The following is a 12,123-nucleotide window of genomic DNA, read 5'->3' as shown; positions in this document are numbered from 1 at the left end:
ACCGGAACGATGTTGACGTAGGGGAAGACGATCAACACCGCAACGGAGGATGGCATGTCTGCACCGATGACCAGAGGCGTGATTTATATTCATTCCGCCCCTGCAGCGCTATGCCCACATCTGGAATGGGCAATCGGGTCCGTGCTCGGCACTCCAGTAAAGATGGAGTGGACCGAACAGCACGTCGCACCCGGATTTTGTCGCGCCGAAATCGAGTGGGTTGGTACCCAAGGTACCGGCGCCTTGCTGACCAGCGAAATGCACGGCTGGCAGCACCTTCGATTCGAAATCACCGAAGACCCGAGCCCTGGGGCTGACGGAAGCCGCTGGTCCGTAACCCCTGACCTCGGTATCTTCCACGCCACTGTCGATTGCGCTGGCAATGTCATGGTCAGTGAAGAACGCATCCGCTGGGCCTATGAAAAAGGCGACGGCAACCCGTCGGTGTTCTACCAGGAAATGTCCATCGCCCTTGGCGAGCCCTGGGATGAAGAACTTGAACCCTTCCGCCACGCGGGCGAAGATGCGCCTGTACGATGGCTCAACCAGGTGGTATAACGACTGGTTAATTAGTCTCTGGGTGACTTTTCATAGTTCACCCAGAAATGACCCCGTTGGTGCGGGGTTGTTACCAACAAAGAAGTGGGATCCCATGCCGGGGATCCCACTTCTTGCCATTAGAACTGCGATTGTGGCGTCGCGTCGCTTGCCAGTGCTATGCTCGGTGGCGATGAAGACCAACCAGGCCGTTGCAGGCCACTCCCGGAACGGCTATCTGGTCGTTCCCTGATTCGCGGACCTCCCGTGCCAGATGCATTCAACCGATGAACAGCACATCTGATACACGAAAGGGAGAGAATGACCGCACAGTTCAACCACACCATCATCGCTTCACTGGACCCGCAGCGCATGGTGAAGTTCTACCTGGAACTGCTCGAAGCACGCGAGGAACCGGGCTGGGGACCATTTGCCAACATCATCCTGGCCCATGGCGTCCTGCTGCAGTTCGCCGCACCACCGATCGACTTCCCGCCGCAGCATTACGCCTACCTGCTTGATGATGAGCATTTCGATCGTGCGTACGCCACGGTCTGCAAGCGGGAAATCGAGCACTGGGCAGACCCGCAACGGCAGCTGGCAGGGCGGATCAATCGGGACCATGGTGGCAGGGGCGTCTATCTGCATGACCCTTCCGGGCACTACCTGGAATTAATTACCCGGTCCTATCTGCCAGCGGCTGGCTAGGATCCTCTAGCGCTGGACCTTGAATATGTTCTTCTGGATCCCGTTGGAGTACACCTGGGAATCGACGAGCTTCAGCTTCTGCGCATCCAGGCTTGTGTCGCTGAACAGGCGCTTGCCGGCACCGAGCAAGACCGGGAAGACCAGCAGGTTGTATTGGTCGATGAGCTGATGCTCCTGCAGGGAGTGGACCATCGTCGCGGAACCGTGGATGCTGATTGGTCCGCCGTCGCCGGCTCGAAGCCGCGCTACATCGGCTACCGAACGCAGGATGGTGGTCTCGCCCCAGTTCGTGGCCAGGTCCTTCTCCCGCAAGGTCGTGGACAGCACGAACTTGGGCATCGCGTTGTACTGCGGAAATTCCTCGGTCATTGACGGCCATACCGCAGAGAACGACTCGTAACTGTGCCGGCCCAAGAGCATCGCGCTGGCCTCGGCTTGCTCGGTGCCCTTCAGCTCATAGGCGGCCGGGTCGAAGTCGACCGAATCCACCGTCCAGCCTGAATTGCGGTAGCCCGGTTCACCGCCCGGCGCCTCGACGACGCCATCCAGGGATACGAAAGAAGTGGCAATCAGGGTGCGCATGGGAAAGGATCCTTTGCTCTAGGCCAAGTACCGTCAGGTGCCTCCGATTCGAGGCGGTACTTGAGCCTAACCAACACGTCAGGATCGAAGCAATGGCTGCCCGCCAATTCCTCCCAGGTTAAAAGCCGCTGGGTTGGCGGAAGGATTTCCTCCAGCCAACCCAGTGGTGTGCGTTCGTGTTGCTGCCGAAGCGATTAGACGCTGCGGATGGCTACGACAGCGTTGTGGCCGCCGAAGCCGAACGAGTTGTTCAGAGCAACGATGGTGCCTTCGGCTGGCAGCTGCGCTGGCTCGCCGGTGACGACCTTCAAGGGGATCTCCGGATCCTGATTGTCCAGGTTGATGGTCACCGGGGCCTTGCGGTTGTAGACGGCCAGTGCGCACAGCACGGACTCCACAGCGCCCGAGGCACCCAGCAGGTGGCCCATCTGCGACTTGGTCGCCGAAACCCAGACGTTGTCGAGCTGATCGCCCAGGGCGCTCTTCAGCGCAGTGTATTCCGGCTTGTCGCCGACCGGAGTGGAGGTTGCGTGGGCGTTGACGTGAACGACGTCCTCTGGCTGGATGCGGCCGTCGAACATGGCGGCCTTCAGCGCACGGGTCGCGCCCAGGCCATCCGGATCCGGAGCGGTGATGTGGTGCGCATCGGAGGTCACCGAGGAACCTGCCAGTTCGGCGTAGATGCGGGCGCCGCGGGCGATGGCATGCTCTTCGGCCTCCAGCACCAGCGCACCGGCGCCTTCGCCCATGACGAAGCCATCGCGGTCGACATCATAGGGGCGCGAAGCCTTGGCTGGATCGTCGTTGCGGCGGGAGAGCGCGTGCATGGACGAGAAGGCGGCCAGCGGCATCGGATGGATCGCGGCTTCCGCGCCACCGACCATGACCACATCGGCCTTGCCTGATCGGATCAGATCCAGGCCTACGTGCATCGCCTCGGTACCCGAAGCGCACGCCGACACCGGGGTGTGCGCGCCACCGGCAGCACCGAGATCCAGCGAGACGGCAGCGGCAGGGCCATTGGGCATCAGCATTGGCACGGTCATCGGCAGCACGCGGCGCGGGCCCTTTTCACGCAGGGTGTCCCAGGCGTTGAGCAGGGTCCAGACACCGCCGATGCCCGTAGCGAAGGCTACGGCCAGCTTGTTCTGGTCCATCTCTTCCTTGACCAGACCGGAATCGGCCCAGGCTTCGCGGGCCGCTACTACAGCGAACTGGGTCGATGGGTCCATGCGCTTGGTCTCCGGGCGGGTCAGCACCTCGGTCGGCTGCACAGCAGCGCGGGCGGCGAAGGTGACCGGCAGGTCGTATTCCTTGACCCAGTCGTCTTCCAGGGGTGCGGCACCGGAGACGCCCTTCAGGGCGTTTTCCCATAGGGTGGGGACATCGCCGCCGATTGGGGTGGTGGCTCCGAGACCGGTGATCACTACTTTGCGCGCCATCATCAAACTCTCTACTGTGCGAATAAGAACTGTGCTTGGAAATTCAGGGGGCCGGCTTGACGTACCGGCCCGCGTGCGCGGCTTGCCCGCGCAACGGTGTGGCGATGAACGCCAGGAAGCTTAGGCCTGTGCCGCAGCGATGAAGTTGACGGCGTCGCCGACGGTCTTCAGGTTCTTGACCTCTTCGTCAGGGATCTTGACCTCGAACTTTTCCTCGGCCTCAACGACGATGGTCATCATCGAGATCGAGTCGATGTCCAGGTCCTCGGTGAAGGACTTGTCCAGCTGCACGTCTGCTTCGTCCAGGCCGGTCTCGGAGTTGACGATTTCGGCGAGGCCCGCCAGGATTTCTTCGTTGCTAGCCATGGATGGCTCCTTTTCTTCTTAGCCGGAGGACTCCGGTCATTTTTGTGGCTGGGTCCGGATCCTGTTTCCAGGAGCCGGTTCCAGCCGGCTTAATGAAACTTTGCTGGTGCATCAGCGATGCGTGGCAGGTTTCGTCGGTTTAAAGCTTAGGCCAGAGATGCGCTCGGGGCAGGCAACATGACGTTACCGGCGAGCACAATCTTCGAATCGCGCACCAGCCTAGTTGGCGGTGTGCTCGGCGATAAACGCCTTGGCTGCTTCCAGATCCGCGGGGCTCTTCACTGCCAGGGTCTTCACGCCCTTCAGGCCGCGGCGGGCCAAGCCCACCAGGGTTCCGGCCGGTGCCAGTTCCAGCACGCCGGTCACGCCAGCCTCGGCCAGGGTCTGCATGCACAGGTCCCAGCGGACCGGACGGGAGACCTGGGCGACCAGCGAATCGAGATTCGCCTGGCCATCGGCTACGGCCTGGCCATCGAAGTTCGAGAGCAGCGATGCCGAGGGGTTCTTTGGGGTGATGGTATCGGCCAGTTCCTGCAGGGTGCCGACTGCTGGCTGCATGTGCGCGGTGTGGAATGCGCCGGCAACCTTCAGCGGGATCACGCGCGCCTTGGCTGGCGGGTTCTCGCCCAGGGCAGCGAGCTGCTCCAGGGTGCCTGCGGCCACGATCTGGCCGCCGCCGTTGGCATTGGCAGGGGTCAGTCCCAGTTCGTCGAGCTTGGCCAGGACTTCCTCGGGATCTCCGCCGAGCACGGCGGCCATGCCGGTCGGGGTGGCGGCTGCGGCCTCGGCCATGGCGTTGGCGCGCACCTTCACGAAATTCATGGCGTCAGCCTCGTCGAGCGCGCCGGCCAATGCCGAAGCGGTGATCTCGCCAACGGAGTGACCGGCAACGATGGCACCGGCTGGAAGCGATTCGCCGAAGAGCGCACGCGCGGTGACCAGGCCAGCGGCGACGATCAGCGGCTGGGCGACGGCAGTGTCCTTGATGGTCTCTTCATCGGAGGTGGTGCCGTGGGCGGTGAGGTCGCGCTCGGTGATCGAGCTGAGCGCCTGCAGATGCTCGGCAACGCCATCGACGTCGAGCCATTCGGTAAGGAAACCTGGGGTCTGGGAGCCCTGTCCGGGGCAAACGATTGCTAACACTCTTACAGCTTTCCAAATGTTGGGAGCTTTTGGCGCTTCTTTTGAGTACCAAGCTCGAGGTGACTGTTTGTAGGATCTCCACAAAAGCCTAGCGTATCCAGAAGCTGAATTCCGCGGTAATGCGCGATCAACACGGAAATATCCGTCATGGCGGCCCGGCGTTCTTTGGCTGAAGCCTACAAGTTCGATTCGTGGAGCCGGCCGAAAAGCAATGCGGTTTGCAGCACGAAGGCATCGCGGGGAACCAGCGGATCCCAGCCGGTGACTTCGCTGACCCGCTTGAGCCGGTAGCGCACCGTGTTCGCATGGACGAACAGCTCGCGGGCGGTGCCTTCCAGCGAGTGGCCGAGGGCCAAGTAGCTGGAGAGCGTTTCGGCCAGGCCGTTGGATGCTTGCTGCAGCGGCAGATAGACCTGCTCCACCAGTGCCGTGCGGGCCAGCTCGTCGCCGTTGCAGGCGCGTTCTGGCCACAAGTCATCGGCACTGACTGGATTCGGTGCCTGCGGCCAAGCCCTGGCGGCACTGAATCCGGCCACGGCCGCGGCCGCGGCGTGGTGCATTTCCTTGACCGTCGGGGCCAGAGGGGAGTAGACCAGCGGGCCGGGACCGAAGAACCGGGTCAGCCGGCTCAGGTCGGCTTCCTCGAATTTGGTGTCCGAGAGCATCAGCACCGAGCGGTCGCCAAGCACGCCCACCAGGGAGTCGCGCGAGTAGCGGATGGCCATGCGGCGCAGCGCCGAGACGAAGGTTGCCGGGTTGGACGAAGGGGTGGTCCCGACCAGGATGCGGATGTTCTTCTGCGACTTCCAGCCGATGGCGGCAATGCGCGAGGAGAGCGAGTCGTGGGCTTCGCCGTGCAGCACCGCGTCGACCACATGCGCCTCCAGGCGCGAGTCCCATGCCCCGCGGGTTTCCGCGGCGCGGGCGTAGACATCGGCGGCGGCAAAGGCGACCTCGCGAGAATAGCGCAGCACGGCTTCGCGGAGGGCTGCCTGCTCGTGTTCGGCGGCGATGTCCGGCACCTGGGATTCGACCACTTCCACAATGGTGCGCAGCAGGCCCAGGGCCTTCTGCAGGGAGATGGACCTGGTCAGCTCCGTGGGGGCGGCGCCAAAGACATCGGTGACCACCCAGGAAGGGGTGGAGGAAGGGTCTTCGTACCAGGTCACGAACGTGGAGATGCCCTTCTGGGCGATGAGTCCCAGGGCGGCGCGCTCGTTGGGCGCCAGCGAGCGGTACCAGGGCAGCTGCTGGTCCAGGTATTTCAGTGCTGCGGTGGACAGCACGCCGATATGGCTCTTGAGTCGCTTGAGCGTTTCACTGCTGGGTGCCTGGGATCGGCTGGGACGGTTCTTCGGAGCTGCGGCGGCATCCATGTCAGGACTCATGGTTTCCAGCTTAGTTTCTTTTCCGCTCCCGTGCCCGGCACTGCAGGTGAAACCGGGGTTAAATGAACCGGCCGCCCGGCAACGAAGAATCCTCGTTGCCGGGCGGCCGGCCGGGCCGGTGCCAGATGCCAGTCCAGCGCCGGGAACCCGGATGCTAGGCGTCGCCGCCAGCGTTGCCGGACTTGCCGGCATTCGGGTTGTTCAGATCGTACTTTGCGTGCGCCTTCACTGCGGTGTCCGCAGGGATTTCGCCACGCTCAACCAGCGACTGCAAGGTCTGCACGACCAGCGAGTGCGCATCGATCTTGAAGAAGCGGCGGGCTGCCGCACGGGTGTCCGAGAAGCCGAAGCCGTCAGCGCCCAGGGTGTGGAACTCGCCTGGCACGTATGGGCGCAGCTGCTCAGGAACGGCGCGCATGTAGTCGGTGGTCGCGATGACCGGGCCCGGGGTGGACTCCAGCTTCGAGGTCACGTACGGGGTGCGGCGCGGCTTCGACGGATCCACGAGCACCTCGGCGTCGGCGCGCTGGCCGTCGCGGGCCAGTTCGTTCCACGAGGTGACCGACCAGACATCGGCGGAGACACCCCACTCCTCGGCCAGGATGGACTGCGCTTCCAGTGCCCATGGCACGGCCACGCCCGAAGCCAGCAGCTGTGCGCGTGGGCCGTCGGTGGTAGCTTCCTTGAGCAGGTGGATGCCCTTGATGATGCCTTCGACGTCGACGTTCTCCGGCTCAGCTGGCTGGCTGATCGGCTCGTTGTACACGGTCAGGTAGTACATCACGTTCGGATCGGCGTGGGTTCCGCCGTACATGCGCTCCAGGCCGGAACGCATGATGTGGCCGATTTCGTAGCCGTAGGCCGGATCGTAGGTGATCACCGACGGGTTGGTCGACGCCAGGATCGGCGAGTGGCCGTCGGCGTGCTGCAGGCCCTCACCGGTCAGGGTGGTGCGGCCGGCGGTGGCACCGATGATGAAGCCACGGGTCATCTGGTCCCCGGCGGCCCAGAACTGGTCGCCGGTGCGCTGGAAGCCGAACATCGAGTAGAACACGTAGATCGGAATCAGCGGCTCGTCGTGGGTCGAGTAGCTGGTGCCGACAGCGGTGAACGCGGCGACGGCGCCGGCCTCGTTGATGCCCGGGTGGATCAGCTGGCCCTGAGGGGATTCCTTGTAGGCCAGCACCAGGTCGCGGTCCACGGACAGGTAGTTCTGGCCACCTGGGTTGTAGATCTTCGCGGTCGGGAAGAACGAGTCCATGCCGAAGGTGCGGGACTCATCCGGAACGATCGGCACGATGCGGTGGCCGAATTCCTTGTCGCGCATCAGGTCCTTGAGCAGGCGAACGAAGGCCATGGTGGTGGCCGCCTGCTGCTTGCCCGAGCCGCGCTTGGCGATCGCGTAGGTCTTTTCGCCTGGCAGGGCCAGCTTCTTCGAGGTTTCCTGGCGACGGGTAGGCACCGAACCGCCCAGGGCCGCACGGCGCTCCATCATGTACTTGTACTCGGCCGAATCCTCGGCTGGGCGGTAGTACGGAGGAGTGTACAGGTCGGCTTCGAGCTGCTCGTCGGTGATCGGGATGCGCAGGTGATCACGGAACTTCTTCAAGTCTTCCATGGTCAGCTTCTTCATCTGGTGGGTCGCGTTGCGAGCCTCGAAGTGCGAACCCAGGCCGTAGCCCTTGACGGTCTTCGCCAGGATGACGGTCGGCTTGCCCTTGAACTCCACGGCAGCCTTGTAGGCGGCGTAGACCTTGTGGTAGTCGTGGCCGCCGCGCTTCAGGTTCCAGATCTCGTCGTCGGTCATGTCGGCAACCAATTCCTTGGTTTCCGGACGCTGGCCGAAGAAGTGCTCGCGGACGAACGCGCCGGACTCGGCCTTGTAGGTCTGGTAGTCGCCATCTGGGGTCTGGTTCATGATGTCAACCAGGGCGTTGGTCTTGTCTGCTTCGAGCAGGGCATCCCACTCGCGGCCCCAAGCGACCTTGATGACATTCCAGCCGGCACCGCGGAAGAAGGCTTCCAGTTCCTGCATGATCTTGCCGTTGCCGCGAACCGGGCCATCGAGGCGCTGCAGGTTGCAGTTGATGACGAAGTTCAGGTTGTCCAGCTTCTCGTTGGCGGCCAGCTGCAGGAAGCCGCGCGACTCCGGCTCGTCCATTTCGCCATCACCCAGGAAGGCCCAGACCTGCTGGTCCGAGGTGTCCTTGATGCCGCGGTTGTGCAGGTAGCGGTTCAGCTGCGCCTGGTAGATGGCGTTGGCCGGGCCGATGCCCATCGACACGGTCGGGAATTCCCAGAAGTCAGGCAGGGAGCGCGGGTGCGGGTAGGAAGGAAGCGCGTGGCCTTCCTTCGACTTCTCCTGGCGGAACCCGTCCATGTCCTCCTCGGACAGGCGGCCTTCGAGGAAGGCGCGGGCGTACATGCCCGGCGAAGCGTGGCCCTGGAAGAAGACCTGGTCGCCGCCGCCTGGGTGGTCCTTGCCGCGGAAGAAGTGGTTGAAACCTACTTCATACAGGGTCGCTGCACCAGCGTAGGTGGAGATGTGTCCGCCAACGCCGATATTAGGGTTCTGCGCGCGGTGCACCATGATGGCGGCATTCCAGCGCATGAAGGCGCGGTAGCGGCGCTCGATGGCCTCATCGCCTGGGAATTCTGGTTCCTGGTCTACAGGAATGGTGTTCACGTAGTCGGTGGTGGTCACGTGCGGCACGCCCACGGACTTGGCACCTGCGCGCTGCAGCAGCGAACGGATAATGAACTGGGCACGCTCGGTGCCCTGGGTTTCTACGAGGGAGTCAAACGAGTCCATCCATTCCTGAGTTTCCTCAGGATCCCGATCGGACAGCTGGTAAGTCAACCCGCTACGGATCTGGGAGATGTGTTCCTCTACAGCCACTGAAGCTCCTTGATTGAATTGCGGCTCCGACGCTGTGCAGTTTTGCGCTGCGGTGCACCGGTATTGGGACAACGGGTGCAGTAACACTGGAATGATGTGCACTGCCGGTTCATATGCAACTCTAGTGTCAAAAGATCATCTTTGGAGTCGAGATTTCGAGCAAAAACCGGTTTAAAGCAGATATTTAAAGTGACTTACGCAACTGTGTATGGTGTCTATCTTCTTTATGCTCATGTCATTATGGTGTGGGTCACTGGAATCTGGGTTATATTTGTTCGGCGTGTTATCGCTGCAGCGCTTGAATGGAACAGCAAAACCGTGTTTCGTTGGTAGTAACGCTTTGCACCAGCAGGAGGAATGAAGTGAGCGACGCCGTATCGGCAAACTTGGAGCCCGCCAAAAAATTGGGCTTCGCTAATGAAGACCTTATTCAGGAACTGGGTTATGACGATGACGTGGACTACGATCTGCGCGATTCGATTGAGGACCTGATTGGTTCAGAGCTGCTCACCGAAGAGGACCATGACGTTGTCGACGCAGTCATCTACTGGTGGCGTGACGGCGATGGAGATCTTGTTGACGCATTGATGGACGCGCTGAACTGCTTGGATGAGAAGGGTGTCGTTTGGCTGCTCACCCCGAAGCAGGGCCGCGAGGGACATGTATCGCCATCCCTGATCCAGCAGGAGGCCCCATCTGCAGGACTGCACGTAACTACTAGTGAAGGTGTCTCGGAGGATTGGTCCGCAATCCGCCTCGCCCCGCGTAAGAAGAACTAATGATCCAAGCAGGTTTACGCCTGTTCGACTTCTCGCTGGAAAATCAGTACGGCGAAACGATAACCAGTACCGGGCTGTCCAAAGGCCGGGTGCTGGTTGTCTTTTATCCATGGGCGTTTTCACGGGTATGCGGGTCGGAACTGGCGACACTCCAAGAGCACTACGAATTCTTCGAGCGGCATCAGGTGCGCATCGTTGCCATTTCAGTGGACCATAAGTTCACCCTGCGCAATTACGCGCAGTCCCTCGACCTTCAATTCGAGCTGCTGGCCGACTTCTGGCCACACGGGGCAGTGGCCCAACAGGCCGACGCCTTCGATCGCGAACGCGGGGTCGCAACGAGGCTGTCGCTGTACCTGGTCGACGGTGAGGTGCGCGATGTTTTCCGCAGCGAGATGACCCAGCCAAGAAGTGTCGAAGACTATAAGGCGGCGGTGGAGCGCAGCTCTTAGCCTGCCGATGGTAACTGTGTTCTGGTTCACTGGAAAAACAGGCTCCTCGATTTGCCTGTGTGCAGATACCTGTGTAGAGTTATTCCTCGTTGGCTTGCAAAAGCGAACATGGTAAGGGCCTTTAGCTCAGCTGGTAGAGCGTCACGTTTACACCGTGAATGTCATCGGTTCGATCCCGGTAGGGCCCACCAAAATAAGACCCGCTCCGAACTAGCCTAAAAAGGCTGGCTAGGGCGGGTTTTCTTGCGTTTACACGCTGTTTCTAGGATCACACACTTAGGCGTATTTGAATCTCTTGCGCGCTCTTTCTCCGTTCTAAGCACGTAAGCGAAACGTAAGCCAAACGTAAGAAACACGTAGGGCCACGCCGCATCAGCAATCGGCGCAGGTCGGATCATCAATTCCACAGCCAAACCCAGGTCATTCAAATCCGGATCGAACAACCCTGAAGGCCCTTGGGTCAGGGTATCCTGACGGATCGGAAGGCGAGTCTGGTGAGGATTTGCAAGATCTAGGTGAGACTGTTCCCGTTTAGTAATTAGGTCTCAGCCATATCCGCAGGATGCGGGAAAGCCCGGCTCCCGTGCGGGAACCGGGCATTTCAGGCCTGGTAACGACGACACATGCTTCTGGGGATTACACAGAGATCTGCATCATGGTCACTCAATTTTCTAATCTTCACCAATTGCTGCCGCCGGTAACTTGCCCTTAACGGCTTCAAGCCCCCGGTCGCCAAAGCTCAAAATGTGCGCCTCATCCGGAGCTGTATCGATCGTTTCCATGACATGCACTGAGAAAAGTGCCAATTGCGCTTCAAGCGGATCCATATCAGGCCAGAGATCTTCTCCACCGGATTGAACTGCGTGTTTCAGGACTTCTTCAAAAGGGCAGTCGAATGCGTATAGCTCTTGGGAGTCCTTATATCGCAAAAATACGTATCCCTCTTGAACCAGAGGAACTATTGAGACCTCACCAAGCCCCGAAAGTTGGTACTTGAATTGCTCCACTTTGCCTGAAAAGTCACGCACTTAGACCCCTATTTTTTGCTCCGGTAGTAAGCGGTAATGATGCGGCGATCTCTTTGGTCGACAGCGACGGTGGTGTAGTACGTCTTTATAGTTCGTCCGTCATACCATTTTAGTTCGATTTTACCTTTGTAGCGGAAGGTGTTGTTGGCAGGATTTCTTGCACTCGAATAGATGTTAGTCAAACCGTCATTGATCGCGAAGTCTGCAATATCCCGCCAGTTCGTGTTAAATGCCACTTGCGCGGCCAGTTGCTTCCACTCCCCGCCATGTTTCCCTGCGATATGACGGTAGCCCCAGCCTCCATTGGGGTTCTTCGGAGTCCAGGTTCCACAATTCAAAACCGCAGCGAGTCGCGCATACGGCGTTTTGTTTACATACCAGATTCGAACATGCTTATTATTGGCGGTTTTGACACCGCAGGCGCCCCACGTTTTCGCCTGGTATAAAGATGTCTTGCCGATTGGCAGGTTGCGGATTGATTGCGGCCAGCTGTCCTCACTGTTAGGCAAAAACTTTTTCCCATTAGCCCAAAGCTCAACCTGGCCCTTTTCGGCCAGCTCTCGCATTGACTTATATTCCGGCACGCTCATTTCGAGCGTCGCGGCGTTTGCCACCTCCTGCTCGGTTGTTCTGCTTGCAGCCGCGCTCGGCAGTGCGCCAGCCACGAGCAGACTCAGCGTTAGAGCACCTGTTGAGGCGACCGCCACAAACTTTCGGAAATTCCGCATCCGTGCGTCCTTTTGCTTTGCTTCCCAAGGCCGGTCAGGTCTACAGGTTCAGCTGCCATATCGTCAATTGC

General features: G+C 60.6%; 12 protein-coding genes and 1 tRNA gene. 5 read left to right on the top strand and 8 right to left on the bottom strand.

Annotated elements, in window-relative coordinates:
* Window positions 1-54 precede the first annotated feature (54 nt).
* Both ANI01nite_RS01755 and ANI01nite_RS01750 read left to right on the top strand, forming a co-directional pair.
* Entirely contained in the window at window positions 55-558 is a 504-nt protein-coding gene (locus ANI01nite_RS01755; RefSeq protein WP_038991510.1) for a DUF3145 domain-containing protein, read from the top strand.
* A 300-nt stretch (window positions 559-858) separates the two neighbouring features.
* Window positions 859-1,245, top strand: coding sequence for a VOC family protein (locus ANI01nite_RS01750; RefSeq protein ID WP_141355501.1), 387 nt, complete (start codon window positions 859-861; stop codon window positions 1,243-1,245).
* A 6-nt stretch (window positions 1,246-1,251) separates the two neighbouring features.
* Here ANI01nite_RS01750 and ANI01nite_RS01745 read toward each other — a convergent pair whose 3' ends face one another.
* The 6 genes from ANI01nite_RS01745 to aceE all read right to left on the bottom strand — a co-directional run bounded on the left by ANI01nite_RS01745 (window position 1,252) and on the right by aceE (window position 9,065).
* Entirely contained in the window at window positions 1,252-1,827 is a 576-nt protein-coding gene (locus ANI01nite_RS01745) for a dihydrofolate reductase family protein (RefSeq protein WP_038991513.1), read from the bottom strand.
* 194 nt (window positions 1,828-2,021) lie between these two features.
* Window positions 2,022-3,269 carry a beta-ketoacyl-ACP synthase II gene (gene fabF, locus ANI01nite_RS01740; RefSeq protein ID WP_066138960.1) on the bottom strand — a complete coding sequence of 416 codons (1,248 nt, stop codon included), beginning with the start codon at window positions 3,267-3,269 and terminating at the stop codon, window positions 2,022-2,024.
* A 120-nt stretch (window positions 3,270-3,389) separates the two neighbouring features.
* Window positions 3,390-3,635: an acyl carrier protein gene (locus ANI01nite_RS01735; protein WP_038991515.1), complete on the bottom strand. Its 246-nt coding sequence runs from the start codon at window positions 3,633-3,635 to the stop codon at window positions 3,390-3,392.
* Window positions 3,636-3,854: 219 nt separating this feature from the next.
* Window positions 3,855-4,778, bottom strand: coding sequence for an ACP S-malonyltransferase (locus ANI01nite_RS01730; protein WP_141355499.1), 924 nt, complete (start codon window positions 4,776-4,778; stop codon window positions 3,855-3,857).
* 176 nt (window positions 4,779-4,954) lie between these two features.
* Window positions 4,955-6,166, bottom strand: coding sequence for a PucR family transcriptional regulator (locus tag ANI01nite_RS01725; protein ID WP_038991520.1), 1,212 nt, complete (start codon window positions 6,164-6,166; stop codon window positions 4,955-4,957).
* 154 nt (window positions 6,167-6,320) lie between these two features.
* Entirely contained in the window at window positions 6,321-9,065 is a 2,745-nt protein-coding gene (aceE, locus tag ANI01nite_RS01720; protein WP_141355497.1) for a pyruvate dehydrogenase (acetyl-transferring), homodimeric type, read from the bottom strand.
* A gap of 362 nt (window positions 9,066-9,427) precedes the next feature.
* Here aceE and ANI01nite_RS01715 point away from each other — a divergent pair, with 362 nt between their 5' ends.
* From ANI01nite_RS01715 to ANI01nite_RS01705, 3 genes are all read left to right on the top strand, one after another.
* The gene (locus ANI01nite_RS01715; protein WP_038991524.1) at window positions 9,428-9,844 is read left to right on the top strand and encodes a DUF3052 domain-containing protein; all 417 of its coding nucleotides are present in this window, start codon (window positions 9,428-9,430) and stop codon (window positions 9,842-9,844) included.
* Window positions 9,844-10,296: a redoxin domain-containing protein gene (locus ANI01nite_RS01710; RefSeq protein WP_141355495.1), complete on the top strand. Its 453-nt coding sequence runs from the start codon at window positions 9,844-9,846 to the stop codon at window positions 10,294-10,296. The genes ANI01nite_RS01715 and ANI01nite_RS01710 overlap by 1 nt, the downstream gene beginning before the upstream one ends.
* 115 nt (window positions 10,297-10,411) lie before the next feature.
* Window positions 10,412-10,487: transfer RNA gene (locus ANI01nite_RS01705), tRNA-Val, on the top strand.
* Between the two features lie 480 nt (window positions 10,488-10,967).
* On the opposite strand, the gene ANI01nite_RS01700 is transcribed toward ANI01nite_RS01705, so the two are convergent.
* Both ANI01nite_RS01700 and ANI01nite_RS01695 read right to left on the bottom strand, forming a co-directional pair.
* Window positions 10,968-11,324 carry a hypothetical protein gene (locus ANI01nite_RS01700; RefSeq protein ID WP_038991528.1) on the bottom strand — a complete coding sequence of 119 codons (357 nt, stop codon included), beginning with the start codon at window positions 11,322-11,324 and terminating at the stop codon, window positions 10,968-10,970.
* A gap of 8 nt (window positions 11,325-11,332) precedes the next feature.
* Complete coding sequence (locus tag ANI01nite_RS01695; RefSeq protein ID WP_141355493.1) at window positions 11,333-12,052, bottom strand: hypothetical protein; 720 nt, start codon at window positions 12,050-12,052, stop codon at window positions 11,333-11,335.
* Window positions 12,053-12,123 lie beyond the last annotated feature (71 nt).

Origin of the sequence: Glutamicibacter nicotianae (assembly GCF_006539525.1) — a bacterium.
Taxonomy (GTDB): Bacteria; Actinomycetota; Actinomycetes; order Actinomycetales; family Micrococcaceae; genus Glutamicibacter; species Glutamicibacter nicotianae.
Note: the sequence above shows the minus strand (reverse complement) of the source record. Positions and strands in the feature narration are given on the sequence as shown.